22 protein-coding genes are annotated in these 26,282 nt (G+C 36.2%); 18 read left to right on the top strand and 4 right to left on the bottom strand.

From position 1 onward, the window contains the following. Positions 1-5: 5 nt before the first annotated feature. The 5 genes from KW2_RS07360 to KW2_RS07340 all read left to right on the top strand — a co-directional run bounded on the left by KW2_RS07360 (position 6) and on the right by KW2_RS07340 (position 7,480). Positions 6-3,104 (top strand): type I restriction endonuclease subunit R, encoded by a 3,099-nt coding sequence (locus KW2_RS07360; RefSeq protein ID WP_021037501.1) that lies wholly within the window; start codon positions 6-8, stop codon positions 3,102-3,104. Positions 3,105-3,202: 98 nt separating this feature from the next. Then, on the top strand, positions 3,203-3,979 hold the full coding sequence (locus KW2_RS07355; RefSeq protein WP_021037500.1) for a hypothetical protein: 777 nt from the start codon (positions 3,203-3,205) through the stop codon (positions 3,977-3,979). Positions 3,980-4,107: 128 nt separating this feature from the next. After that, positions 4,108-5,124 carry a phosphoribosylformylglycinamidine cyclo-ligase gene (gene purM, locus KW2_RS07350; RefSeq protein WP_021037499.1) on the top strand — a complete coding sequence of 339 codons (1,017 nt, stop codon included), beginning with the start codon at positions 4,108-4,110 and terminating at the stop codon, positions 5,122-5,124. A gap of 28 nt (positions 5,125-5,152) precedes the next feature. Beyond that, positions 5,153-5,701, top strand: a complete 549-nt coding sequence (gene purN, locus KW2_RS07345) for a phosphoribosylglycinamide formyltransferase (protein ID WP_021037498.1) — start codon at positions 5,153-5,155, stop codon at positions 5,699-5,701. A 189-nt stretch (positions 5,702-5,890) separates the two neighbouring features. After that, complete coding sequence (locus KW2_RS07340; RefSeq protein WP_021037497.1) at positions 5,891-7,480, top strand: ATP-binding cassette domain-containing protein; 1,590 nt, start codon at positions 5,891-5,893, stop codon at positions 7,478-7,480. Positions 7,481-7,531: 51 nt separating this feature from the next. Here the strand turns inward: KW2_RS07340 and KW2_RS07335 are convergent, their stop codons facing one another. Continuing rightward, on the bottom strand, positions 7,532-8,062 hold the full coding sequence (locus tag KW2_RS07335; protein ID WP_011834925.1) for a TetR/AcrR family transcriptional regulator: 531 nt from the start codon (positions 8,060-8,062) through the stop codon (positions 7,532-7,534). Between the two features lie 126 nt (positions 8,063-8,188). Here KW2_RS07335 and KW2_RS07330 point away from each other — a divergent pair, with 126 nt between their 5' ends. From KW2_RS07330 to KW2_RS07315, 4 genes are all read left to right on the top strand, one after another. Further along, positions 8,189-9,226 carry an NAD-dependent epimerase/dehydratase family protein gene (locus KW2_RS07330; RefSeq protein WP_021037496.1) on the top strand — a complete coding sequence of 346 codons (1,038 nt, stop codon included), beginning with the start codon at positions 8,189-8,191 and terminating at the stop codon, positions 9,224-9,226. A 134-nt stretch (positions 9,227-9,360) separates the two neighbouring features. Further along, positions 9,361-9,903, top strand: a complete 543-nt coding sequence (gene hpt, locus KW2_RS07325; RefSeq protein ID WP_021037495.1) for a hypoxanthine phosphoribosyltransferase — start codon at positions 9,361-9,363, stop codon at positions 9,901-9,903. Between the two features lie 176 nt (positions 9,904-10,079). Continuing rightward, positions 10,080-11,636: a bifunctional phosphoribosylaminoimidazolecarboxamide formyltransferase/IMP cyclohydrolase gene (gene purH, locus KW2_RS07320; protein ID WP_021037494.1), complete on the top strand. Its 1,557-nt coding sequence runs from the start codon at positions 10,080-10,082 to the stop codon at positions 11,634-11,636. Positions 11,637-11,754: 118 nt separating this feature from the next. Continuing rightward, positions 11,755-12,447 carry a YjjG family noncanonical pyrimidine nucleotidase gene (locus KW2_RS07315; RefSeq protein WP_011834928.1) on the top strand — a complete coding sequence of 231 codons (693 nt, stop codon included), beginning with the start codon at positions 11,755-11,757 and terminating at the stop codon, positions 12,445-12,447. A 36-nt stretch (positions 12,448-12,483) separates the two neighbouring features. Here KW2_RS07315 and KW2_RS07310 read toward each other — a convergent pair whose 3' ends face one another. Together KW2_RS07310 and KW2_RS07305 are read right to left on the bottom strand one after the other, a co-directional pair. Next, a complete protein-coding gene (locus KW2_RS07310) occupies positions 12,484-13,881 on the bottom strand; it encodes an MDR family MFS transporter (protein WP_021037493.1) in 1,398 nt (465 codons plus the stop codon). A 103-nt stretch (positions 13,882-13,984) separates the two neighbouring features. Next, positions 13,985-14,611 carry a TetR/AcrR family transcriptional regulator gene (locus KW2_RS07305; RefSeq protein ID WP_021037492.1) on the bottom strand — a complete coding sequence of 209 codons (627 nt, stop codon included), beginning with the start codon at positions 14,609-14,611 and terminating at the stop codon, positions 13,985-13,987. Positions 14,612-15,004: 393 nt separating this feature from the next. Here KW2_RS07305 and purD point away from each other — a divergent pair, with 393 nt between their 5' ends. The 4 genes from purD (at position 15,005) to purK (ending at position 18,690) form a co-directional block, all read left to right on the top strand. Next, positions 15,005-16,246, top strand: a complete 1,242-nt coding sequence (gene purD, locus KW2_RS07300) for a phosphoribosylamine--glycine ligase (protein ID WP_021037491.1) — start codon at positions 15,005-15,007, stop codon at positions 16,244-16,246. A 71-nt stretch (positions 16,247-16,317) separates the two neighbouring features. Continuing rightward, positions 16,318-17,046 (top strand): HAD-IIB family hydrolase, encoded by a 729-nt coding sequence (locus KW2_RS07295; protein WP_021037490.1) that lies wholly within the window; start codon positions 16,318-16,320, stop codon positions 17,044-17,046. Next, positions 17,043-17,528, top strand: coding sequence for a 5-(carboxyamino)imidazole ribonucleotide mutase (purE, locus tag KW2_RS07290; RefSeq protein WP_021037489.1), 486 nt, complete (start codon positions 17,043-17,045; stop codon positions 17,526-17,528). The genes KW2_RS07295 and purE overlap by 4 nt, the downstream gene beginning before the upstream one ends. Before the next feature lie 55 nt (positions 17,529-17,583). Beyond that, on the top strand, positions 17,584-18,690 hold the full coding sequence (gene purK, locus KW2_RS07285; protein WP_021037488.1) for a 5-(carboxyamino)imidazole ribonucleotide synthase: 1,107 nt from the start codon (positions 17,584-17,586) through the stop codon (positions 18,688-18,690). Between the two features lie 157 nt (positions 18,691-18,847). On the opposite strand, the gene KW2_RS07280 is transcribed toward purK, so the two are convergent. Further along, positions 18,848-19,780, bottom strand: coding sequence for an AraC family transcriptional regulator (locus KW2_RS07280; RefSeq protein WP_021037487.1), 933 nt, complete (start codon positions 19,778-19,780; stop codon positions 18,848-18,850). Between the two features lie 110 nt (positions 19,781-19,890). Between KW2_RS07280 and xylA the strand changes: the two genes are divergently transcribed. From xylA to KW2_RS07255, 5 genes are all read left to right on the top strand, one after another. Continuing rightward, positions 19,891-21,210: a xylose isomerase gene (gene xylA / locus KW2_RS07275; RefSeq protein WP_021037486.1), complete on the top strand. Its 1,320-nt coding sequence runs from the start codon at positions 19,891-19,893 to the stop codon at positions 21,208-21,210. Between the two features lie 106 nt (positions 21,211-21,316). Further along, positions 21,317-22,141 carry a glycoside hydrolase family 11 protein gene (locus KW2_RS07270; protein WP_021037485.1) on the top strand — a complete coding sequence of 275 codons (825 nt, stop codon included), beginning with the start codon at positions 21,317-21,319 and terminating at the stop codon, positions 22,139-22,141. Between the two features lie 75 nt (positions 22,142-22,216). Further along, complete coding sequence (gene xylB, locus KW2_RS07265; RefSeq protein WP_021037484.1) at positions 22,217-23,722, top strand: xylulokinase; 1,506 nt, start codon at positions 22,217-22,219, stop codon at positions 23,720-23,722. Positions 23,723-23,724: 2 nt separating this feature from the next. Then, a complete protein-coding gene (locus KW2_RS07260; RefSeq protein ID WP_021037483.1) occupies positions 23,725-24,729 on the top strand; it encodes an aldose epimerase family protein in 1,005 nt (334 codons plus the stop codon). 69 nt (positions 24,730-24,798) lie between these two features. Continuing rightward, on the top strand, positions 24,799-26,274 hold the full coding sequence (locus KW2_RS07255) for an MFS transporter (RefSeq protein ID WP_021037482.1): 1,476 nt from the start codon (positions 24,799-24,801) through the stop codon (positions 26,272-26,274). The last annotated feature ends 8 nt before the right edge of the window (positions 26,275-26,282 follow it).

Here is a 26,282-nt window from a genome sequence, read left to right as displayed (position 1 = left end):
CCAATATGCAAGAAATAACGGACACACAATCTATCATCGAATCCAATAACTTCATCGTCTTAGATAAATGGACAAAACTTGAACAAAAAGGGAACTTCCAATCCGAGTCAGATCTTGAACATGAGATGATTTCAGATTTACAGCAGCAAGGCTATGATTATGCTAATTATTTAGTAACGCCAGAAGCGTTATTTGGAAATTTACGTGTTCAACTAGAAGAATTGAATGCTGTTCAATTTTCTGATAATGAGTGGGAGCGCCTTTTATCAGAGTATCTCAATAAAGCAAGTGATGGCATTGTCGAATGCACACGTAAAATTCATGATGACCATGTCTATGACTTTATTTTTGATGATGGACATATTCAAAATATTTATCTATTGGATAAGAAAAATATTGCGCGTAATAAAGTGCAAGTCATCAACCAGATGAAACAAAAAGGGAGTCATGCGAATCGTTATGATGTGACGATTTTAGTAAATGGTTTGCCTTTGGTACAGATTGAGCTGAAAAAACGTGGAGTTTCTATCCGTGAAGCCTTTAATCAAATTCATCGTTATAGTAAAGAAAGTTTTAACGGAGAAAATTCCCTTTTCAAATATTTACAAATTTTTGTGATTTCAAACGGGACAGACACCCGTTATTTTGCGAATACCACAAAGCGGGATAAAAATTCCTTTGATTTTACCATGAATTGGGCGCGTAAAGACAATGAACCGATTAAAGACCTGAAAGATTTCACGGCGACTTTTTTGAGTAAACGGACATTACTCAATGTTTTGATGAACTATTCGGTGTTTGATTCAAGCAACACCCTTTTAATCATGCGTCCTTATCAGATTGCTGCAACGGAGCGTATTCTTTGGAAAATCAAGTCTGCTCATGATTCAAAGTTAAAAGCGGGGACTGAGACAGGTGGCTATATCTGGCATACTACAGGCTCTGGTAAAACGTTGACCTCGTTTAAAGCTGCTCGGCTTGCGACGGAACTGGAATTTGTTGACAAAGTTTTCTTTGTGGTAGATCGAAAAGACCTCGACTATCAGACCATGAAAGAATATCAACGTTTTTCACCAGACAGTGTGAATGGTTCTGATAGCACGGCTGGTTTGAAACGAAATATTGAAAAAGAAGACAATAAAATCATTGTCACAACTATTCAAAAGCTCAATAATCTCATGAAAACGACAGAGGCACACGAGATTTATGAGAAGCAAGTGGTCTTTATCTTTGATGAATGCCACCGTAGTCAATTTGGTGAGGCACAAAAAAATCTGAAAAAGAAGTTTAAGCATTATTACCAATTTGGCTTTACAGGGACACCAATTTTTCCTGAGAATGCTTTGGGGAGTGAAACAACAGCTTCTGTCTTTGGGCGGGAATTACATGCTTATGTGATTACGGATGCCATTCGCGACCAAAAAGTCCTCAAATTTATGGTGGATTATAACGATGTTCGTCCGCAGTTTGCAAGGCTAGAAGCTGAAACAGATGAGCAAAAATTATCAGCGGCTGAAAATCGGCAAGCCTTACTTCATCCCACCCGAATTCATGAAATTTCAGACTATATCTTAAATCATTTTGCGCAGAAAACGCACCGAACAGCAGGAAAAGGGTTTAATGGTATGTTTGCTGTGTCAAGTGTCGAAGCAGCAAAACTTTATTATGAAGAACTCCAAAAATTGCAAGAAAAAGCTGAGAAGAAACTGACGATTGCAACCATCTTTTCTTTTGCAGCAAATGAAAACCAAAATGCGATTGGTGACATTGAAGATGAAAGTTTTGAACCCACAGCCTTAGATTATAGTGCGAAAGAGTTTTTAACGCGTGCAATTAACGACTATAATAAGAAATTTAATGGTTCTTTTTCTGTCGAGGGAAAGAGCTTCCAAAATTATTATAAAGATTTAGCCAAACGTGTTAAAAATAAAGAAGTTGACTTACTAATTGTTGTAGGAATGTTCTTGACAGGTTTTGATGCACCGACATTAAATACCTTATTCGTGGATAAAAATTTGCAATATCATGGTTTGATTCAAGCCTTTTCACGGACTAACCGAATTTATGATGCGACAAAATCTTTTGGTAATATTGTGACCTTCCGTGATTTGGAAAGTAAAACAAAAGCGGCGATTACTTTATTTGGAAAATCTCAAACTGCAGAAGTGCTCCTTGAACGTCCCTATAATGAATACATGAATGGTTTTAAAGATGATGAAACAGATGAAGCTAGACGAGGTTATTTAGATGTTGTTCATGAGCTAAAAGAGAAATTCCCAGAACCAGATAAAATTGATAAAGAAGCAGATAAGAAGCAATTTGTTAAACTCTTCGGGGAATTTTTGAAGCTGGATAACATTTTGCAAAACTATGATGAATTTGCAGGATTGCAGGCTTTACAAGAAATTGATTTGTCAGATGAGCAGGCGGTTGAGGAGCTAAAAACAAAATTTTATTTAGATGATGAAAAGATTCAGGAACTTGAACAGCTAGAAATTCCAAATGTTCGAGAAATTCAAGACTATCGCTCGACCTATAACGATATTCGAGAATGGTACACGAATGAACGACGGAACCAAAAGCAAGAAGAATCAACAGTAGATTGGGATTCTGTTACTTTTGAAGTGGAACTTTTGAAATCGCAAGAAATCAATTTAGATTATATTTTAGAATTGATTTTTGAAACAAATAAGAAAGTTTCGGATAAGGACCAGCTGATTGATGAAATTATTCGGACAATCCGTGCAAGCGTTGGAAATCGAGCGAAAGAAAGTCTAATTGTAGATTTTATCAGGAACACGAATATCAATGCGATTAAAAATCGTCCTGAAATTCTTGAGAAGTTTTATACTTTTGCGCAAAAAGAGCAGCAAAAAGAAATGGCTCAGCTCATTGAAGAAGAAGGATTAAATGAAAAAAGTGCAAAACGCTATATTAAGGTTTCTCTTAAACGAGAGTATGCGAGTGAAAATGGGAATGAACTTAATGAAACATTGCCAAAAATGAGTCCTTTAAATCCAGCTTATCATACGAAAAAACAAACAGTTTTTGAAAAGATAAGTGCTTTTGTTGAGAAATTTAAGGGAATTGGCGGTACAGTGTAAAACTTTAAGGTTAAATAGCATGATTTCTTATTTAAAAATTTTTAGGTAATTCTTTATTTTCAAGAAATACTACATTACAAAAATATTAAAGGAGCTATATGGAAAGTGGATTTAGAATAGGACTTGGGTTAGTTAAAAATTTTATAATCAATCATAAATCAGGAGTGATTACATTTGCTTTTTTATTGATATTTATTTGCTATCTTAGAATAGAAATGATATTACCAGTTGTTATTTCTTCAAGTTTGGATTCACTTTTACTTTTATTGCTTTTTGGAATTCCCTATTCGTTAGATCTATTTATTCCAAATTTGGTAGAAGATAAAGTTAGCTACTGGTTTTTAACTAAAAAATTTGACTTATTTCCCTATAGCTCACCTGCTCTTATGTATTTCTTATCTTTTTTTAGAATTATGTTATTTTGGGCGGCAATACAATCATTTTTCTCGAAAAACTATTATTTTGGCAATCATTTGATTCAAAATTTGGATGGAATTTTTGAAATTATTTTTGCTATTATTCTTTATGTTGTATTAATTAACGTAGGCATGATGAGGAGACTCCTAAATAAAAAAGCAAAAGAAAATATAAATGAAAAGTATCAAAAATTATTGAACAAGCATTCTGATTTTACAAAAGCTTCATTAATTCCTGTTACAGCATTTTCTTTCATTATGGGAATAGTAGGGGTTACTGCTAAAGATTTAAAATTAAAATCAATGGAATCATTTTTAATCAGCATTGGTATAAAAGATAGTGGCCAAATGCAACAGATGTTTTCTGTAGGGGTAATATTTGCTTTTGTCATAATTGTTATTGCTACCTCTTATTTCGCAAATAAACTTTTTCAATATTTATTTGATTATATTTTATAGTAAAAAAATTATGGATTTTTCCGAACAATCCTACCAAAAAGTTCTAGCAACTTCTGCTAGAACTTTTTATTTCCGAACAAATACTTTAACATAGAGGTAGATAAACTTTCTTATGAATGGAGATGAAGATGGCTGAGAATGCGTATGCAAAATCTGGGGTAGATGTAGAAGCAGGATATGAGGTGGTTTCTCGTATTAAGAAGCACGTTGCTAAAACCGAACGTTTAGGAGTGCTTGGGGCACTGGGTGGTTTTGGTGGAAGTTTTGACTTATCTGTGCTTGATGTCAAAGAGCCTGTATTGATTTCAGGGACAGATGGTGTGGGAACAAAATTGATGTTAGCCATTCAAGCAGACAAACATGATACGATTGGAATTGATTGCGTGGCCATGTGCGTTAACGATATTATTGCTGCTGGGGCCGAGCCGTTGTATTTTTTGGATTATATTGCCACAGGGAAAAATGTTCCTGAAAAATTGGAGCAAGTCGTAGCTGGAGTGGCCGAAGGTTGCTTGCAAGCAGGAGCAGCGCTGATTGGTGGAGAAACAGCTGAAATGCCCGGAATGTATGATGAAGATGATTATGATTTGGCCGGTTTTTCCGTTGGCGTGGCTGAAAAATCACAATTAATTGATGGCGAAAAAGATGTGGAAGCAGGAGACATTTTGCTTGGTCTAGCTTCGTCTGGGATTCATTCTAATGGATACTCTTTGGTTCGGAAAGTTTTTGCTGACTTTGATTTGAATGAAACATTACCTGAACTCGACCAATCTTTGATTGATACTCTTTTAACTCCGACCAAAATTTATGTCAAAGAGCTCTTGCCTTTGATTAAGCAAAATAAAATAAAAGGAATTGCTCATATTACGGGTGGAGGATTCCATGAAAACTTACCAAGAATGTTCGGAAATAGCTTGTCAGCCGAAATTGTCGAAGGTTCTTGGGATGTTTTACCAATTTTCAAGGCTCTTGAAAAATATGGCAACATCAAACACGAAGAAATGTATGAAATTTTCAATATGGGGATTGGAATGGTTATCGCTGTTGCTCCTGAAAATGCTGCTGCTCTCAAAAAAGAGTTGAATGCTTTTGAGATTGGTCAAATGGTTAATCGACAAGAGGCACCAGTAGTTATTAAAAAATAATCTTTTTTCATTAAGAATAGGGGATAGAATGAAAATTGCAGTATTTGCATCAGGAAATGGCTCTAACTTTCAAACACTAGCTGAACAATTTCCTAAGGAAGTGAAATTTGTTTTTTCAGATCATCATGATGCTTATGTACTTGAACGTGCTGATAAATTAGGGGTAGCAAATGCAAGTTTGGAGTTAAAAGAGTTTACTTCAAAAGTTGACTATGAGAAGGCTTTGGTGGAAATTTTAGAAGCACAAGAAATTGATTTAATTCTCTTGGCTGGTTATATGAAAATCATCGGTTCGACGATGTTGGCAAGATATAAAGGAAAGATTATTAATGTTCATCCTTCTTTTCTGCCTGATTTTGCTGGTTCTCCTCATGCAATTGAGGAGTCACATGAAGCAAAATATGGTCTAGGAATTACAATTCATTATGTTGATGAGGGCGTGGATACTGGCGAAATTATCGCGCAAATGCCTGTGGCTTATCACGAAAGTTTGGAAGTTTATGAAAAGCGAGTTCATGAAGCTGAACATAAACTCTATCCAGAAGTTGTTCGTCAAATTATACTTCATCAGCAATGATGAAGTTTTTTTATTTGGCTATTAATAAATGAGAAATGAGGCTTAAAAAAGATAAAAATAAGAGAAAATTTTCAGTTCTTTTAAGAAAATAAAACATCTAAAAAACTTTTGTAAGCGCTATTTACTTTTGAAATTTAAATGCTACAATGTAGTGGTAACATAATCTTAAGTAAAATAAGAGAAGGAAAAATGGTAAAGTATCTTAAAGAATTCAAATTTGAAAATTTTATGGTTTTCTTACTTATCACGATTGACATTGCTCTTGCGGTCTTGAGTTCGGTCTTTTTGGCCAATGTACTCAATTCTTTGATTGCTAGAGAAATGAATCAATTTTTCTTATGGTTGGCTATTGACATTGTCCTCTGGGTGGTCGATAGTTTTGTTCAGGGAGCGCGTGATGTTTGGAAAGAAATTGCCATACAAAAGCAGCTTAATGCTGTACGCCGGGATATCATTGAACCTCTGACGGAAATTTCTTATTCTGATTTTGAAAAAAATAGTAAAGAAGATTATAATTCCTGGTTAAATAATGATACAAAATTACTTTATGATAATGGTTTCCATCAGATTTATTTTGTTTATACGGGAATCGTTGCGATGCTATTCTCAGGAATTGCAATCATCTTTTTCCACTGGGTATTGCTTTTGACAACACTTCTAGTTGGAGCCATTTTGTTCTATTTTCCAAAAGTCTTTAAGAAATCAGTGGAACGAGACACAGAACAGGTTTCAGATGTTGCCAATGATGCTTTAGCGACATCTACAGATTACTTACGTGGCTATGAAGTGCTCTATCACAATAAACAACTGGGGCTGATGCAAGAGCGAACCATGGGTAAATTTAATCAATTGGCTATGGCAAATGTAAAATTAATTTTTACTCGGGCTTGGATGCAATATTCTTTATTAGGGGCCAGTATGTTGGGACAATTTTTCATTTTAGCTGTTGCTGGTTTTCTCATCATGAATGGTCAGATAGGCATCGGTGTTGTCATGAGTGTGGGAAATCTGTCAGGAACAGTTACTAATTACTCAAAAAGTGTAGCAAATAGCTTGATTTTGCTCAATGCTACTGGGAAATTGCTAGAAAAATATGGAAAAATTGCTGACGAATCAAAAGTTACTGACGGAGAAGAAGTGACAGACTTTGAAAGTAAACTGGAGTTAAAAAATCTGTCTGTCGCTTTTCCTGATGGCCCAAAAATTGAATATCCAGAAATTGTCATTGAAAAAGGGAAGAAATATGCGATTATCGGGGATAGTGGTAGTGGTAAATCAACCTTAATTAATTTGCTAGTCGGCAATAAGCAAGATTATGAAGGAGAAATTTTACTTGATGGAAAAGATTATAAGGGAATTAACCGAAAATCTTTACCACATGTCATGAGCGTAATTATGCAATTTCCTTACCTTTTTAGGGAAACGATAGAGGAAAATTTGACTTTGGGTCGTAAGATTTCGCCAGATATTTTTGATAAGTCGATTAGAATTGCCTGTGCTGATGATTTTGTGTTTAATAAACTTGATACGATTTATGATAAAAATTTATCAGGAGGTCAGCAAGAAAGATTATCTGTTGCGCGGGAATTAATGGGGACAAAACCGATTTTAGTGATGGATGAAAGCACTGCTAGTGTTGATAAGAAAACCGCTCTAGCTGTGGAAAAAAATATTTTAGAAAATCCCGATTTGACTGTGATTATGATTACTCACCATTTGTATGATGAAACTCAAAATTATTTGGATGAAATCATTCATTTAGGTCAGGGAATTGCTTAGACTATAAATTTTATGTCAAAAAAAGACACCTTTTGTGTCTTTTTTTATTACTTAAATCGTGACAATTTTTCTGATGAGTTCATGAATTTCTTCAATTGGTTTATCTTGACCATTCATTAACCATTTTCGCCAAACAGCATAAACTCCAGTTGCCACAAAAGTAATGAAATATTCGTCATTTGTTTCTTCGTAAAATTTTTCAATTTCTTCAATATAAATCTGACGAATGATGGGCTCATAGCCTTGACTTTCAGAAAGGTAGAGGTCATTTTTGAAGTCTTCAAAAAATTTTAATTGATTCTCAATTTTTATTGTTGCGGACACATTCTGGCGAATGATTTCAAAGCTTTCGGAAATTCGCGGTTGATAGTATTGATAGATGACTTGATTGATTGAATCAAAATTACGATAAAATGCCATTCGACTGACTCCGGCTCGCTGACAAACGTTTGAAACGGTCAGTTGAGCAAGAGTCTTTGGCTTTTCAGATGTTTTTTGAATGCCCAAAAGCTGTAGAATAGCTGTAGTAATAAAATCTTTTGTATCATTTTTGATGGTTTGGGAATAGTTCGTCGCTGCCATTACACATCTCCTTAGGCTGTCACACAAGCGGATTTTAAGCTTGTATTTTTACTACTTCTATCGTACAATAATTCCACATGAGTTTCAAGTGTAACGGATGTTGTGGAGACAGAAAAAGGAGAAAAAATGACAAATACAAATAAAAAATTAATACTAGTAACTGGTGGTTCAGGTTATATTGCTATGTTCATCATGATTGCTTTATTAAAAAAAGGCTATCGAGTACGGGCGACCTTGCGGACGATGTCTAGACAAGAAGAAGTGAAGAAAATGATGAAGCAAGGAGGGATTGTTGATTTTACTGACCTAGACTTTGTTCAAACGGATTTAACTAAAGAAGAAGGATGGAGTAAAGCAATGATTGGAGTGGATTCTGTCATCCACGTCGCTTCTCCAACACCCTTGCAACGTCCTGATGCTGATGATTTAATGGTGAAAATGGCTGTAGATGGAGTGAAGTTTGTGATGAAAGCAGCTAAGGAAGCACGAGTTAAACGAGTGGTTTTGACCTCAGCATCTGGTGCTGTTTTAGCGGGACATAAGCATCATCCAGAAATCTTCACAGAAAAAGACTGGACAAAGCTTGATGCTCCGATTAATGCATATCAACGTTCTAAAACAATGGCTGAAATGGAGTTTTGGAAACTTGCAGAAGCTTATGGTATTGAAGGAGCATCGGTTCTACCTACAGCTGTTATGGGACCGATTCTTGGGAATGATTTTTCACATTCTAGCGCGGCAATTAAAAATATGTTTGAAGGAAAAATGCCTAGACTTTTAAATTTGGCATTTGACTATGTTGATGTTCGTGATGTTGCTGATTTACATTTGTTAGCTCTTGAAAAAGAAGAAGCCATTGGTCAGCGTTTTATCGCGACATCAGGGCAAAATATTACTTATCAGGAACAAGCAAAATTTTTGAAAAAAGAATTTGGTTCAAAAGCCAAGAAAGTTTCTACTCAAGTTATTCCAGACTTTTTAGTGAAGATCTTGGCACGTTTTGATAAAAGCTTGGCGATGCCAGCCACATTTTTGGGGCAAAATACGGCATGTTCAAATGAGAAATCAACAAGACTTTTAGGTTGGCAACCCCGTTCGGGAGAAGCAGCCATTATTCAAACAGCGCAAACGATGTTAGATTTGGCTGTGATTAAAGTTGATTAAGAAAATGTGAATTATAAATTTTACTATTTCCGAACGTTGTAAGCTAAAAAAGACCAAATCTCTGCCTTTGCCCTTTTGATTCTCTGAAAAAAAGTCTAAAATGGAAGCATATTGTGAAAAAATTGGAGAGAAAAATGCATCCACATTTAAAAGAAGTCTTATTTACAAGAGAACAAATTGCTGAACGTGTCAAAGAGCTTGCTGAAGTTGTTTCACGAGATTATGAGGGAAAGAATCCCCTCGTTGTCGGGATTTTGAAGGGGTCAATCATGTTTACGGTTGACTTGCTCAAGGAATTATCAATTGATGCTGAAGTTGATTTTATGGACGTCACCAGCTATGGATACGGAATCTCATCATCTGGTGAAGTTCGAATTTTGAAAGATTTATCAACCGTGGCTCATGGACGTGATATTTTGATTGTTGAAGATATTATCGATACTGGAAATACTTTGCTTTATCTTAAAAAATTACTGACAGGACGTCAAGCCAAATCTGTAAAAATCATCTCTTTGTTAGACAAACCAAGTGGTCGTAAAGTAGATATTGACGCTGATTATGTCGGTTTTGAAGTACCAGATGCTTTTATCGTAGGTTATGGAATTGATTATGCAGAACGTTATCGTCAATTGCCTTATATTGGAATTTTCAATGAAGAATTCTTGATTAAAGAATGAAAGTTATTTCCGAACAATAAAATTAAAAAAAGCCTAGTTTTTAAACTAGCGCTTTTTATTTCCAAACGATAAATGTAAAATAAAGACATGATAAATAGTTACTGACAGACTTATCAGTACTTTTAGCAGAAAAATCTTGACTTACAGAACGGTAAGTAGAAAACTTGGAGGAAATCATGTCAAAACGTGCACTTATCAGTGTTTCAGACAAAGAAGGTATTGTAGAATTTGCAAATAAAATTCAGGAGTTAGGTTGGGAAATTATCTCAACTGGAGGGACAAAAGCAGTTCTGGACCAAGAAGGAATTCCGAATATTGCAATTGATGAAGTGACTGGCTTTCCAGAAATGATGGATGGTCGAGTTAAAACATTACATCCGCTGATTCATGGTGCACTCCTTGGACGTAGAGATTTGGACAGTCACATGAAATCAATGGTTGAACATCATATTTCTCCGATTGACTTGGTTGTTGTAAATTTATATCCTTTCAAAGAAACCTTGCTTGCTGGTGGTAGTCAAGCAGAAATGATTGAAAAAATTGATATTGGTGGGCCGTCAATGTTGCGCTCAGCAGCTAAAAACCATGCGGCAGTCACAGTTGTCTGTGACCCGATGGATTATGAAAAAGTAGAAAAAGAGCTTTCAGCAGACGGGGAAACAAGTTTAGAACTTCGTCAGCAACTTGCAGCAAAAGTTTTTCGTCATACTGCAAGTTATGATGCCCTCATTGCGCAATATTTGACAGAAGAATTTCCAGTAGAAGATACAAAACCCGAAAAATTAACCTTGACTTATGACCTTAAACAAGGGATGCGTTATGGTGAAAATCCACAACAAAGTGCTGATTTTTATGAATCAGGATTACCAACAACTTACTCTATTGCGCAAAGTCATCAACTTCATGGTAAAGAATTAAGTTATAACAATGTTCGTGATGCTGATGCAGCTTTGCAAATTGCAAGAGATTTTGATGAGCCAACCGTTGTGGCTCTCAAACATATGAACCCTTGTGGGATTGGAACAGCCAAAAATATTGAACAAGCTTGGGATTATGCTTATGAAGCGGACCCTGTTTCGATTTTTGGTGGAATTATCGTTTTAAATAGAGAAGTCAATGAGGAAACGGCTCAAAAAATGAGCAAGATTTTCCTTGAGATTATTATTGCTCCATCATATAGTAAAGAGGCTTTGGATATTTTGAGTAAAAAGAAAAATATTCGTCTTTTGACCGTTGATTTTTCTAAAAAAGTGCAATCAGAAAAAGAAGCGCTCGTGACAGGGGTACTTGGGGGTCTTCTCGTTCAAAATCAAGATGTTATACTTGAAAATCCGAAGGAATGGACAGTGGCGACTAAAGTTCAACCAACTGACAAACAAATGGCGGCCCTTAAATTTGCATGGAAAGCAGTAAAATTTGTCAAATCAAATGGAATCATTGTAACAAATGACCACCAAACGCTTGGCGTTGGCCCTGGGCAAACTAATCGTGTCGGCTCGGTAAAAATTGCCTTGGAAGCGACTGCTGATAAGGACGCCCTTCTTCAAGAAAATGCCGTACTTGGCTCAGATGCCTTTTTTCCATTTGCGGACAATATTGATGAAATTGCCAAAGCGGGAATTAAGGCAATCGTTCAACCGGGTGGCTCTGTTCGTGATCAAGAAGTGATTGAAGCATGTGATAAATATGGTATTGCGATGGTCTTTACTGGACTCCGCCATTTTAGACATTAATTAAAAATCTGCCTTAGGGTAGATTTTTTGTCATCTACAATCTAAAAAATAATTTTCGATACTTTTTTCTGCTATAATGTAAGGAATGCAAAGAATACATTTAGCAAAGGAAATAGAAATGACTGTACTACTTTTTGATATCGATAACACTCTACTTGATTTTGATAAAGCAGAATATGATGCTTTGGGGAAAATTTTTGCCCATTATCAAATTGAAGATAATCAAGAAAACCGAGCGACTTATTCACGCGAAAATAAAGCCTTGTGGCGCCTACATGAATCGGAAAAGCTTTCTCGAGAAGAATTATTGAGCACGCGATTTGACCATGCTTTTCGAGCTTTAAATGTGTCAGTAAACTATAATCCAGTAGCGGTTGATGATGAATACCAACTTTACTTATCACAAGGTCACGAGCTAATCAATCACGCAAATGAGTTACTGACAGAACTGTCAGCAAAAGAAGCAGAAATGTATGTGGTCAGCAATGGAACTTCACGTGTTTCACGCCCACGAATATTTGAATCTGGAATTTCTGATCATTTTCGAGAAATCTTTATCAGCGAAGAAGTTGGTCATCATAAACCTTCTCTTGCCTTCTTTGATTACGTTTTTGACCACATTGAAGCAGCGAACAAAAAGGAATTTACAATTGTTGGTGATTCTCTAGCAACCGACATTTTAGGTGGGAATAGAGCTGGAATCAAAACAATCTGGTACAACCCCAAACAATTGGAAGTGACTGGCGAAGCACAACCAGATGTACAAATTCAAGATTTACTGGAAATTCCATCATTGGTTAAAAATTGGTAATAAAAAAACACTGTTTGTTTAACAGTGTTTTTTTATTTATACTTTTACTTTTTTTCTTAAAAAGAGACTTGAGATAAATCCTACGGATACGAAGATAAGAAGAAGCCAGAAAGTATGATGGAAGGCTGTTAAATTAGCTTGTAATGGAGAAAGACTACTTTGATTTTTGATTTGACTACTTAAAAATGCTGTCAGAAAGGCAATTGCAAATGAGTTGACCACTTGCATCATTTCGTTGGTTAAAGGTGTCACTCGGCTAATGTTTTTCATTGGAACGGCTTGTAGTGCGTGATTATTGACTTGCATATTGACCAGACCTTGGCTTAAACCAAGTAAAATAATCGCACAAAGCGTAAAAGTCAATGAAGAGTGCGGACTAATTTGCGCGAATAAGATGAGGCTGATTCCGCCAAGTGTAAAGCCAGGAAGAACCGCGGCTTTCGTACCAAATTTATCAAAAACTCGACCACCAATTGTCATTCCTAAAAAGCTTGCAATCGCCTGTGGAACCATCATTAATCCGGTATTAACAGAGGAAAGTCCCACAATATTTTGCAAGTAGAGAGGAACAAGAAGCATGGCTCCAAACACAACAATTTGATTGAGCCACATGAGTGAAATACCTTTTGTAAATTCAGGAATCGTGAAAGCTCGCAAATGTAAAAGTGGGTTTTCGACACGTAATTCAACGAGGATAAACAAAAGGAGCATCAGTAAACCAACGGACATAAAAGCGATAGCGCTTGGATTTGACCAACCTTTATCTGCACCAATATGCACACCATAAATTAAAATCGGAAAAGCAAAGGGAGAAAGAAGAGCGCCTTTTAAATCAATTTTACTTGCTTTATTTGCTGGAAAGTTAGGAAGAAATAAGAGGATGAAAATAAGAGCCAATATTCCTACAGGAAGATTAATCAAAAAAACAGTTGACCAATTAAAATATTTTACTAAAAAACCAGAAAGTGCTGGACCAATTGTCGGTGCAAGTAGCATGGGTAAGCCCAAAATTCCCATCATAGAGCCTCTTTTTTCCATTGGAATAACTTTAAAGGACATCCCAATTCCTATTGGAGCAACGACGCCACCAGTCAAGCCTTGGGCAATTCGCCAAATAATTAAACTCTGAAGAGAATGCGCATTTGCTGCCAAGAGTGAAGCAATGGTGAAAAAAATGATTGCCAGAGCGAAAATGCGTTTATCTGAAAAGCGGTCCCCCAGAAAACCTGCAAAAGGGATAACCGTTGCCATAGCCAGAGTATAAGCAGTAATGACCCACTGACTATTAGATAAATTTTGATGAAAAGCAGTTTGGATATGCGGAAGTGTCACATTCATGATGGTGGTATCCATCATAACTAAAAGCATCCCAATCGCAATTGTTAAAACTGCGGGTAAGACTTTTTTTAAATTAAAATCACTTGTATTATTCATAAGAACCTTCTTTTTTTGTTTTAGAACACTGTTCGGTAAAAATAATACCATTGTTCTAAAACAAAGTCAAGAAAAAAACTTCCTTTTAGAAGTTTTTTATGAATTAATCAGTTTGAACCATTTTTTCGATGCCCGAAATGATAAGTTCTAGTCCAAATTCAAAACTTTCAGACGAACTTAAGCTGGTAAGACTTTCTGTCTGCCAATATTTATCGAGAAAAGGAGCAAGTTGAACAAGAGGAATTTTGACAGTCGAAAGAGGTTTTTCGGGCTGTTCTACTAAGCGATCACTATCTATTTTACTGCTGTAGATAAAATTTAGATAAAGGTTAACGGTATAAAATTTACGGTCATCAGTGAGATTAAGATCATCTACAATCATCAAAAGTTTGTCAAAAAGTCGCAGATAATTTTCGGATTCTGGTGGATAATCCATCATCAATTGAGCAAGATTTGGATAAGATTCTAAAACAGCATAAATATTTTTTCCATAAACCAAAAGGCGATTTTGCCAAGTTTTTTCGTTTGCTGGAAAAATGATTTCAAGGCTGGCTTTATCAATCAGTTCAGCAAAAAGTGCCTCTTTACTTGAAAAATGATAGTAAAGAGAAGAGACGGTCATTCCTAGCCGACTAGCTAATTTGCGCATTGAAAATTCTGTGAGTGGAAGCTCTTGTAGAAGTTCCCAGCTACTGCTAATAATTTTGTCTTTTGTTGGTTGAGTCGCCATGATATTCTACTTTCTATTTCTACTTAAATTTATTTTACATGTTTTTAAAGAAAAATGCGATAGGAAGAAAAAATAAATAAAAGGTAATCTATAAATTTTTATAAAAACGAGAATTGAAATCCAAGTAAATTCCGAACAATCTAACCTCTTATTTTCTGAAATTTTTGCTCAGGCTTTTTCTTTTCTAGTAATTCTTTTAAGATAGAAATATAAGATTTATGACTGAACAAAACGAGGACGATAACTCTTCGTTAAAAAAAGGGTATCAACTTGCTGCTTTAACAATTTAGAAAGAGCAAATAGAGAAGTGAAAAAACAATAAAACATTTAAATGAATTGCTGTATTAATCGCAATCATAAGAATTTGGAAGAATCGAAAATATCGGAGAAATGATGAAAATTTTGGTAATTGGCTCAGGTGGCCGTGAACACGCTCTGGCAAAAAAATTTATGGAAAGCCCTCAAGTTGAAAAAGTATTTGTTGCTCCAGGCAATTCAGGAATGAAAAAAGATGGAATTCAAATAGTTGGTATTTCCGAACTTTCAAATGATGAATTGGTTGAATTTGCTCAAAAAGAGAACATTGACTTAAGTTTTGTCGGACCAGAAACAGCGCTTATGAATGGTGTAGTCGATGCTTTTGAAGAGAAAAATCTAATTATCTTTGGACCAAGAAAAAAAGCTGCCGAACTTGAAGGCTCTAAAGATTTTGCAAAGTCAATCATGAAAAAATATGGTGTTCCTACGGCAGATTATGCAACTTTTGATTCTTTAGAACCAGCGCTCTCACATCTTAAACAACATGGGGTTCCCATTGTGATTAAAGCAGATGGATTAGCGGCCGGAAAAGGAGTAACAGTTGCTTTGGATATTGCAAGTGCGCAAGCGGCATTAGCAGATATATTTTCTGGAAGCCAAGGGAAAGTTGTGATTGAAGAGTTTCTTGATGGGGAGGAGTTTTCTTTATTTAGTTTTGTTCATCAAGGAAAGATTTATCCAATGCCTATTGCTCAAGACCATAAACGTGCTTTTGATGGTGATAAAGGACCAAATACAGGTGGTATGGGGGCCTACTCCCCAGTCCCTCACCTTCCTAAAGAAGTGATAAATGAAGCTTTAGAAAAAGTTGTGAAACCCACGGTTGCGGGATTGATTAACGAGGGAAATTCGTTTACTGGTGTTCTTTATGCTGGATTGATTTTGACAACAGATGGGATAAAGACAATCGAATTTAATGCAAGGTTTGGTGATCCTGAAACCCAAGTTGTTCTGCCTAGGCTTAAAAGTGATTTGGCACAGGCAATCATTGATATTTTAGCTGGAGATGTGCCAACATTAGAATGGCTCGAAACAGGCGTAACTTTGGGAGTAGTTATTGCCTCAGAGGGTTATCCAGCTCAAGCAAAAACAGGAAGCATTCTTCCTGATATTCCTAAAGAGCTGAATGTCTATTATGCAGGTGTAACAGAGAATGAAGCCAATCAACTCGTAAGTAGTGGTGGACGTGTATATCTTCTTTCTGAAAGTGGAAAAGATATCGAAAGTACGCAGAAATCACTCTATGATAAACTTGATAAATTAGATAATCAAGGGCTCTTTTATCGGCATGACATTGGTTCAAAAGCCGTTAAATAACTTAATCAAAATTTTGAAAGATTGCTGATAGAATTTTTACTCTTGAAAAGTAGTTTAGAAATGGAGATGACATGATTTTTGTTTTTGACCTTGATGGTACAATATCTTTTGATGGCAAAAGCATTTCCTTAGAACTTTTAGAATCTCTGACAGAACTATCATTAAAAAATCAACTGATTTTTGCTTCGGCTAGGCCCATTCGAGATATGTTACCACTTTTATCAGCCTTTCCAAAAGAGCTGTTGATAGGTGGAAATGGCTCAATTGTCAGAAATAAGCAGCAACAAATTGAGATAGTACAACCTATTTCAGCGCATGATTTTTTGTTAATAAAAAAAATAATTACTGACCAAGATTTGGACTATCTAATTGATTCTGATTGGAACTATGCGCTCTTAAATAGGAATGAAGAAAGAGCGCAAATTAATGACAAGGTTGACCAGTGTCACTTAGCCAAAAATGTTTCTCTATCAGAAATTGACAGAGCAATCAAATGCAACCTACTCAACCCTCAATCAGAAATAATCTTGCATGAATTGAAAAAACTAAATCTTGAAATTGTTAGGCATGAAGAAGTGAAAAGTATTGATTTAACCGCTAAAGGAGTAAATAAATACACCACATTGCGTCAGTATTTTCCTAAAGAAGAATATATTGCTTTTGGAAATGATGATAATGATGTCCAATTACTTCGCCATGCAGAGCTCTCAATTGCAGTTGGAAGTAATCAAGCATTAGATTTTGCAGATATTCATTTAAATGAAAAAGAAATTTTAAGATATTTGGAGAAAATAAAATGACAGAAGTTGCAATTATCATGGGTTCAAGTTCAGACTGGGCCACAATGAAAGAAACAGCGAAGATTTTAGATGATTTTGGATTAGCTTATGAGAAAAAAGTTGTCTCAGCTCATCGGACACCGGCTTTAATGGCTGAATTTTCCAATCAGGCCCATGACCAAGGCTATAAGGTTATCATTGCTGGCGCTGGTGGAGCTGCACACTTACCAGGAATGGTTGCTGCTCAGACGCTTGTTCCGGTGATTGGTGTGCCAATCAAATCACGGGCTTTATCCGGTCTTGACTCTCTTTATTCAATTGTTCAAATGCCAGCAGGCGTTCCTGTAGCGACAATGGCAATTGGAGAGGCTGGGGCAAAAAATGCGGCATTATTTGCCTTGCAACTTTTGGCAAATAATGATGATGATTTATACAATAAATTAGTGAACTATCGGGCAGCCGCTCAAGAAATGGTTGAGCAATCAAACAATGAATTGAAATGATTTAATAAAAATACAAAAGCGGTTAGATTTCTAAAAATGAAGGGTAGGAAAACTTGTGATAAAGAATACAAAGCAAACGATTGGAATCATTGGTGGAGGTCAGCTTGGGCAGATGATGGCAATTGCCGCTCAATATATGGGGCATAAGGTGATTACTCTGGACCCTAATCCAAATTGCTCAGCGGCAAAAGTATCTGATGAACTCATTGTTGCTCCTTATGATGATGTAGAAAATTTATTGCGACTTGCCTATGCTTGCGATGTTATTACTTATGAGTTTGAAAATGTTTCAGCAGAAGCACTACATGAGATTGAAGCTTGCGTCAAGATTCCTCAAGGAATTCGTTTGCTAGAGATTACACAAAATCGACGCTTTGAAAAAGAATTTTTGACAAATGAAGCAAAAGTCAAAGTTGCTCCATGGCAATTGATTGATTCAAAAGAAAAACTTCCGCAAGTCGTCACTAAAAAACAAGTTTTGAAGACGACGACGGGAGGTTATGATGGACATGGACAAGTAGTTTTAAAGACGGACCAAGACTTGTCAGCTGCTCAATCACTGACAGAAATTTCCGAATGTGTTTTAGAAGATTTTATTTCCTTTGACCGTGAAATTTCAGTCATTATTAGTGGAAATGGTCATGAGTATGTTACTTTTCCTTTGGCCGAAAATGAGCACCGCGAAAATATTTTGCATCAGACGATTTCACCAGCCCGTGTGACTGACAAAATCACTGACGAAGCTAATAAAATTGCGAAATCAATTGCAGAGAAATTGAAACTTTCTGGAACGCTTTGTGTTGAGATGTTTTTAACAGCTGAGGGTCAAATCTATGTCAATGAACTTGCGCCAAGACCGCATAATAGTGGTCATTTTACCATTGAAGCCTGTGATTTCAATCAATTTGACTTGCATATCAAAGGAATTTTAGGAGAAGATTTACCAGAACCCAAACTCTTAAATGCGGCTATCATGTTAAATGTTTTAGGACAACATGTGGAAGCCGTTAAGGTGCTCAATCATAATCATGCGGATTGGCATCAACATGATTACGGAAAGCCTGATGCTAAACATAACCGAAAAATGGGACATGTTACTATCTTAACGAATGATTTTGACAAAACAATTAATGAAATTAAAGCCACAAAAATTTGGGATTAAAAAATACTTGATTAGTATCAAGTATTTTTTTTTATTTACTTTGGATAGGGTAAAATGACAACATTTCCCCTAAAAAAAAGAACAAATCAGTAAGATAAACTCTTTGGAAAGCGGTATCATTAACAAGTAAAAACATTGAGCTAAAATTAATTGTTTTTCAAAATTGTTTTTCGAGATAGTATTGCAAAATATCAAGAGAACCCCTATCAGAATAAAAAACTTGATTATCAATTTTATCTTGATTGAAGGTCATATAGTTCAGATTGGGGAAGAGAACATTGTTTTTCCGAAAATCTTTTGGCAAAACGCCATAGGATTTGACAAAAGCAGTATTGAGTGTTCGGATATCCGAAAAGCCACACATATAAGCGATGTTTAGTAAATTATCTTTGGAAGAAGAAAGGAGTGTTCTTGCTTTTTCTGAACGGATTTTATTTAAATATTCGTTAAAATTTATCCCAAAATTACTTTTAAAGAAATGAGAAAAATAAGTTCGGGACAATCCTTCATGTGAGGCAATCATTTCCAGAGAAATTTTGTGGTCGTAGTTCTCATGAATGTAGGAAGAAATTCGCTCCATTCGCTCTTGCAGGTCCATCAATTTATTTTGTTCAGAGCTGCTTAAAATACTGTACTCAGAAATACTTAACAAACGGTCTAGTAAAAGTGAAGTATAGCCGTGAGTTCGTAAAGAATTATTCTGATCATCAGCAAAATAACTTAAGGCTGCTTGCAAGAGTAATTTCAAGGTTTCAGGTTGATTTTCTAGATTGAAAGGGTGACTTTCAAAATAAATTTTATCAAGTTGAGGGAAGATAATTTTAAAAATTTCTGATGAAAATTGCAGAATTAACAGTTTCATAGAGTCACTTGATGAAAGCTCATGAACCTGACAACTATTAAAAATAATAGCTTGTCCAGCAGTGATTTCAAAGAAATTTTCTTGAGTGGTTACAGTACCGAGCCCTTCTAAGACAAATGCTAATTCAATGTCAAAATGAAGATGAGGTTTACGGTAAGTAATATCAACAAGTAAAAAATTAAGATTATTTATTTTTGAGTGATAAATATTCTCTAATTCGTTTTTCATGTTCATTCTCTCCTAATCACTATTATTATGACATACATTACAACAAATGTATAGTAGTAATTTCGAGTTTGAAAATAATATTAATATCATAAAGAGGAGGAGCTATAAAAATGGCTTACTTTAACGACATCGCACCTATCAAATACGAAGGTACAAAAACTAAAAACATGTTTGCCTTCCGCCATTATAACCCAGAAGAAGTGGTTGCTGGGAAAACAATGGAAGAACAGCTTCATTTCGCCCTTGCTTTTTGGCATACAATTACGATGGACGGGGCTGACCCATTTGGTAGTGCCACAATGGAACGTCCTTGGGACTTGGAAGGTGGCTCTGAACTTGACCGTGCTCATCGTCGAGTAGATGCTTTCTTTGAAATTGCCGAAAAATTGGGTGTTAAATATTATTGTTTCCATGATATTGACATCGCGCCTACAGGAAATTCTTTGAAAGAATTTTATGCAAACTTAGATGAAATTACTGACCATCTTCTTGAAAAACAAAAAGAAACAGGCATTAAACTCCTCTGGAATACGGCAAATATGTTCTCAAACCCACGTTATATGAATGGGGTTTCGACATCAAATCGTGCTGAAGTTTTTGCTTATGGTGCTGCTCAAGTCAAAAAAGGACTTGAACTTTCTAAAAAACTTGGTGGCGAAAACTATGTCTTCTGGGGTGGTCGTGAAGGTTATGAATCACTTTTGAACACAGACATGGGTCTTGAAATGGATCACATGGCAAAATTCTTCCATTTGGCCATTGATTATGCAAAATCAATTAACCATTTGCCTATTTTCTTGATTGAACCAAAACCAAAAGAACCAATGACTCACCAATATGACTTTGATGCAGCGACAGCTCTTGCTTTCTTGCAAAAATATGATTTGGACAAATATTTCAAACTCAATCTTGAAACAAACCATGCTTGGTTGGCTGGTCATACTTTTGAACACGAATTAAATACTGCACGTACTTTTGGTGCCTTAGGTTCAATCGATGCCAATCAAGGAAATTATTTGCTCGGCTGGGATACTGATGAATTTCCAACACTTGTCATTGATATCACGCTTGCTATGCACCAAATTCTTTTGAACGGTGGGCTTGGTAAAGGCGGAATTAACTTTGATGCCAAAGTCCGTCGTACAAGCTTCAAAGCAGAAGATTTGATTTTGGCTCATATTGCAGGGATGGATACTTATGCACGTGCGCTTAAAGGTGCATCAGCCATCATTGAAGACAAATTCTTGTCTGATATCGTTGAAGAACGTTATAGTTCATACAAGAAGACAGAAGTTGGTCAATCTATCGAAAATGGAACAGCAACTTTTGAAAGTCTTGCTGCTTATGCTCTTGAGCATGGGGATGACATCGAACTTGATTCTAACCACTTAGAATATATCAAATCAGTATTGAATGACTATCTTGTTTAAACTTTGATAAAGTTATCTCGTGAGGTTTTATCAAACTTGCGAGATAACTTATTTTTTTGTTGTTATGAAATAGCTTTACAAAATCCGTAAAGTTTGAGGAAAAACAATGAGAAGAGGAACTAAAAAACTCACTCTAATAAGTCTAATCATCTTTACTCTATTAGGCTTGCAAGCTTGTAAAAATAAAAAATTACTAGATAAAAATGAAAAAAATCCAGCGGTGCAAACTTTTCAAGCACAAAGTAATGGTCCGCAAGCATTAGGCACAAGCCCCTATGACTATACTTTATGGTATCAAGGAGGGGTAAAACATACGCTTTCTTGGTATGGGGCATCACAAAGAGGTGGTGCAGCTTTTAAGGCGACTTGGTCAGATTCGGATGATTTTTTAGCACGTGTTGGCTATAGTTGGACGAATGCTGGAGAAGACATTAAAAATATTGGAAATATTTCTTGTCAGTTTAGTTATAAAAAATCTGGAGAAGGAACAGCAGGGAATTATAACTATATAGGAATTTACGGCTGGATTCGTAATGAAACTGCGACTGACCCTAATGAAAAGCTTGTCGAGTATTATATTGTCGATGATTGGTTTGGTAATGGTGGACAATCTGAAAAAACTCCGATTACAACCGCTACAACGCAAGGTAATGTGCTTGGGACATATCAACTTGACGGAGCGACTTATCAAGTCATTAAGAATGTTAGAGAAGACCAGCCCTCTATTGACGGAAATCAAACTTTTACTCAATATTTTGCGATTAGACAAAGTCCAAGACAAAAAGGAACCATTTCTATTTCAGAGCATTTTGCTCAGTGGCAAAAAATGGGTCTAGCAATTGGAAAGGTTACAGAAAGTAGTTTTCTAGTTGAAAGCAGTGGTGAATCTGGTTGGTTGGATTGTACTTATCTAAAATTTACGAAAAATTAAAAATGACAGGTAACTCTAAAATTATATTATAGAAGTTCACCATTGATTAAAAAATATAAGAAATAGGAAAAAGATATGACTTATGTGTTAGGAATTGACTTAGGAACATCAAGCCTTAAAGGAATTTTGATGGACGAAGCTGGTAATTTAATTACGACAAAATCTGCTGAATACCAAATTGATACGCCAAAACAAGGCTATTCTGAACAACGTCCAGAATATTGGGTTGTGGCCCTTGAATCAGTACTGACAGGTTTGTCAGTAGAAGTTTCGGATTTTGGTCAGCAACTTATAGGCATCAGTTTTTCTGGTCAGATGCATTCATTAGTTGTTTTAGATGAAAATAATACGCCAGTTTATCCAGCCATTCTTTGGAATGATGTTAGAACAAGTAAACAGTGTCAAGAAATCACAGACAGACTTGGGAATCGTCTCTTAGAGATTACAAAAAACATTGCTCTTGAAGGATTTACTTTACCAAAAATTCTTTGGCTCCAAGAAAACGAACCAGAAGTATGGTCACGAGTTAAAAAAATCATGTTGCCAAAAGATTACTTGAGTCTCTGGTTGACAGGAAATATTTATACCGAATTTTCTGACGCAGCAGGAACTTTGCTTTTGGACATTGAGAAAAAACAATGGTCAAAAGAAATTGCTCAAACTTTCGATATTGACATGGCTATCTTACCTGACTTACTTGAATCAACTGCTCAAACAGGATTGGTCAAAGCAGAAATAGCCGAACGCTACAAACTGGCAAATCAAGTAAAAGTATTTGCTGGTGGAGCCGATAATGCAGCAGCGGCTCTGGGTGTCGGCTTGATTAATGAAGAAGTCGGCTTGATTTCAATGGGAACCTCAGGAGTCGTGTCAGCTTTCGAGCCAAAGATTGCGGATTACAAAGGAAAACTCCATTTCTTTAATCACACGGTTCCGGGCGCTTATTACTCAATGGGTGTGACCTTGGCCGCCGGAAATTCTTTGAACTGGTACAAGGAAACTTTTGGAAAAGGCTTGAGTTTTAATGAACTTTTGTCAGAAGTTTACACGGTTTCTCCTGGTTCAGAAGGACTGCTCTTTACACCATATATTGTGGGCGAAAGAACGCCGCATTTTGACTCAAAAATTCGCGGGAGTTTCTTAGGGATTTCTGCTCATCATGAACAAAAACATTTTTCAAGAGCGGTTCTTGAAGGAATTACTTTTTCATTGCGTGATTCTAAAGATATCATGGAAAAAACGAAAAACAAGAAGTTTAAACGTTTAATTTCCGTAGGCGGTGGTGCTCAAAATCCCGACATTATGCAAATGCAAGCAGATGTTTTTAATTCAGAAATGATTCGTTTGACTGTTGAGCAAGGACCGGGACTTGGCGCTTGTATGATTGCTGCTTTTGGCTGTGGACTTTATGATAGTTTAGAAGCCGTCACTAAGGCTTTTGTTCATTATAAAGAAGCGACTTTCTTACCCAATCCGAAAAATGTAGCACGTTATGAGCAAATTTATCAAATTTGGAAAGAAGCCTATCAAACGACAGCAGGACTTTCTCATCAATTAGTAGAATTCAATGACGAAGGCTGATAATGACATTTACTATTTCCAAAAAATCTTTGCCTTTTAGCGCTGACAAATCAATCAGTCAGATTACATTATCAAATGAACGACTCACCATCGTTGTCCATGATTTTGGGGCGCGTGTCCATCAACTTTACGCTCCTGATAAAAATGGAAAGTTTGAAAATATCCTTTTATCTAAAGACAATTCCGAAACCTATGTAAATGACGGAGGATATTACGGTGTAATTTGTGGCCCAGTAGCCGGGCGTATTTCAGGCGCTACTTATGATTCTGTCAGCTTAGAGGCAAATGAAGGAAAGAACACTTTACATTCAGGAAGTCATGGTTGGGAAAGACAATTTTGGGATTACGAAACTTTTGAAAATGAATCATCTGTCGGCATAAGTTTGAGTCTGACTGACAGAAAATCAGGATTTCCGGGTCAAATTCAAGCAGAAGTCACTTATAAATTGACTGACAGCAAGCTAGAAGTAACGATATCAGGCCTGTCAGCAACTGATACAGTTTTCAATCCTGCTTGGCATCCTTATTTTAATCTGTCAGCAGAAATGACAACAACTGAAGGTCATATTTTACAAGCTGATGTTGAACAGATTGTCGAAACCAATCTAGAAAATATTCCAACTGGTCGTCTGCTTAGTGTTGATGATGACTTTTATCCGCTCAAAGAAAACATTTTGATTGGCGATTTGCTCAAGCAATATCCGCAAGGATTGGACGACTGTTTTGTTTTCAATCCTGAGGGTCAAAAGAGTCTGACGCTTTTTGATCCGCTGTCAGGTCGCAAATTAATCGCAAAAACTGACCGACAAGCCGTGGTCATTTATACGGCGACAAATCCCGAAAGAGCATCCATTATCAACGGCAAAACCATGTCGAAAAATCGTGGAATTGCCATTGAATTTCAAGAAATTCCTGACATTCTTCATCATCCTGAATGGGGAACAATTGAGCTTAGAGCTGGTCAGAAAAAAGTTTTCAAGACAGATTATTTGTTTACAATTGATTAAAAATTTACTGACAGATTTGTCAGTAAAAATGTATTTATTTTTATAAAAATAAAACGGAGGTAATTCTCAATGAATGACAATACACAACACGCGCTCCAGCAAGAGGAGTATCACAAACTGACCTTATGGGAGCGAGTTTCTTACGGTTTTGGCGATTTTGCCAATAACCTGACTTTTGGAACCGTAGGAGGATTTTTACTTCTTTATATGACCACGGTCAATGCTATCAGTCTTGGAATTGCCTCTGTCATTTTTGCTGTTGTTCGGATTATCAACGTCATTTGGGACCCTATGGTTGGAACATTTATCGATAAACATACATCAAAATCTGGTAAATATCGTCCTTGGATACTGCGAGCAGGAATTCCGCTCATGATTTTTGCCCTTTTACTCTTTGCTCCTTTCCCATTTGTTAAAGGAAATGTGGCTTGGGCCTTTATCATTTATTTCGTCATGGACTTGACTTACTCAGTGGTCAATATTCCTTATGGCTCTCTCAACGCTTCATTGACCCGCGATGCAGAATCTGTTGATAAATTAACTTCAACGCGTATGATGCTTGCTAATGGGGCAAACTTACTTGTCTATACCCTCTTTCCAATGTTTGTCCAAATGGCTTCACCAAAAGACAATCATCTGCAAGACACTGGACTTTTCGGTTTGAAGTTGAGTTTGGGAACTTATACAGACTCATCAGCACGAAATGCTTGGTTTTCTGTCTATCTTGTCTATGCTGTTTTAGGTGCGATTGCCTTCTTTCTTTGTTATCGATTTACCAAAGAACGTGTGGTAGCCACGGCCGAACAAACAGCACAAGTTAAGACAACAGATATCTTTGTAGAACTTAAAAATAACCGCCCATTGGTTATTTTAGGACTCTTTTTCATGTTGGCTTTTACATTTATGTTCTTCATGAATACAGTTAATGGTTTCTTCAACCAATTTGTTGTTCAACATTCGCCTTGGATGGGTGCTATCGGTCTTGTATCCTCAATTCCTGGGATTGTCTTTCCAATCTTTTGGCCTCGTTTAAAGAAAATTTTTGGTAAAAAAGGCTTCTTCCATTTCTTTCTGGGAATGTTTGTTGTGGGCGAACTTTTGACTTGGATTTGGTCAATGAATGGCATGCATGATAATTTGGCGCTTGCTTACATTGCCACTTTCCTTAAACAATGGGGCTTGACCTCTGCAACAGGATTCATGTGGGCGCTTGTTCCCGAAGTCGTTTCATGGGGTGAGTTGAAATCTGGCCGCCGTAATGCAGCTATTATCAATGCTATCATGGGACTATTCTTCAAAATTGGTTTTACTATTGGTGGAGCTGTACCCGCACTTTTCCTTGCACTTTACGGCTTCAACGAAAAAGCAACAACTCAAGGCGCCAGTGCTTTATCTGGAATTAATCTCACAGCCATCTGGATTCCTGCAGTTCTTGCCATTATCTCAATGATTATCATGCAACTTTATCCAATTTCTGATAAAGATGTTAATGATATTAATCGCCAACTTGATGAAAAACGTGTTCAACTTAAAGAAGCTCAATAATTTATAAA

This window comes from Lactococcus cremoris subsp. cremoris KW2 (assembly GCF_000468955.1).
Lineage (GTDB): Bacteria > Bacillota > Bacilli > Lactobacillales > Streptococcaceae > Lactococcus > Lactococcus cremoris.
Note: the sequence above shows the minus strand (reverse complement) of the source record. Positions and strands in the feature narration are given on the sequence as shown.

Excerpts from the sequence above, each read along its gene's own strand:
- KW2_RS07305 (WP_021037492.1), bottom strand. The coding sequence starts at position 14,611 with ATGGCGACTCAACCAACAAAAGACAAAATTATTAGCAGTAGCTGGGAA.
- KW2_RS07310 (WP_021037493.1), bottom strand. The coding sequence starts at position 13,881 with ATGAATAATACAAGTGATTTTAATTTAAAAAAAGTCTTACCCGCAGTT.
- KW2_RS07335 (WP_011834925.1), bottom strand. The coding sequence starts at position 8,062 with ATGGCAGCGACGAACTATTCCCAAACCATCAAAAATGATACAAAAGAT.
- KW2_RS07360 (WP_021037501.1), top strand. The coding sequence starts at position 6 with ATGCAAGAAATAACGGACACACAATCTATCATCGAATCCAATAACTTC.
- purD (WP_021037491.1), top strand. The coding sequence starts at position 15,005 with ATGAAAATTTTGGTAATTGGCTCAGGTGGCCGTGAACACGCTCTGGCA.
- KW2_RS07260 (WP_021037483.1), top strand. The coding sequence starts at position 23,725 with ATGACATTTACTATTTCCAAAAAATCTTTGCCTTTTAGCGCTGACAAA.
- KW2_RS07355 (WP_021037500.1), top strand. The coding sequence starts at position 3,203 with ATGGAAAGTGGATTTAGAATAGGACTTGGGTTAGTTAAAAATTTTATA.
- KW2_RS07315 (WP_011834928.1), top strand. The coding sequence starts at position 11,755 with ATGACTGTACTACTTTTTGATATCGATAACACTCTACTTGATTTTGAT.
- KW2_RS07270 (WP_021037485.1), top strand. The coding sequence starts at position 21,317 with ATGAGAAGAGGAACTAAAAAACTCACTCTAATAAGTCTAATCATCTTT.
- purH (WP_021037494.1), top strand. The coding sequence starts at position 10,080 with ATGTCAAAACGTGCACTTATCAGTGTTTCAGACAAAGAAGGTATTGTA.
- KW2_RS07295 (WP_021037490.1), top strand. The coding sequence starts at position 16,318 with ATGATTTTTGTTTTTGACCTTGATGGTACAATATCTTTTGATGGCAAA.
- xylA (WP_021037486.1), top strand. The coding sequence starts at position 19,891 with ATGGCTTACTTTAACGACATCGCACCTATCAAATACGAAGGTACAAAA.
- KW2_RS07330 (WP_021037496.1), top strand. The coding sequence starts at position 8,189 with ATGACAAATACAAATAAAAAATTAATACTAGTAACTGGTGGTTCAGGT.
- purM (WP_021037499.1), top strand. The coding sequence starts at position 4,108 with ATGGCTGAGAATGCGTATGCAAAATCTGGGGTAGATGTAGAAGCAGGA.
- KW2_RS07280 (WP_021037487.1), bottom strand. The coding sequence starts at position 19,780 with ATGAAAAACGAATTAGAGAATATTTATCACTCAAAAATAAATAATCTT.
- KW2_RS07340 (WP_021037497.1), top strand. The coding sequence starts at position 5,891 with ATGGTAAAGTATCTTAAAGAATTCAAATTTGAAAATTTTATGGTTTTC.
- purE (WP_021037489.1), top strand. The coding sequence starts at position 17,043 with ATGACAGAAGTTGCAATTATCATGGGTTCAAGTTCAGACTGGGCCACA.
- KW2_RS07255 (WP_021037482.1), top strand. The coding sequence starts at position 24,799 with ATGAATGACAATACACAACACGCGCTCCAGCAAGAGGAGTATCACAAA.
- hpt (WP_021037495.1), top strand. The coding sequence starts at position 9,361 with ATGCATCCACATTTAAAAGAAGTCTTATTTACAAGAGAACAAATTGCT.
- xylB (WP_021037484.1), top strand. The coding sequence starts at position 22,217 with ATGACTTATGTGTTAGGAATTGACTTAGGAACATCAAGCCTTAAAGGA.
- purN (WP_021037498.1), top strand. The coding sequence starts at position 5,153 with ATGAAAATTGCAGTATTTGCATCAGGAAATGGCTCTAACTTTCAAACA.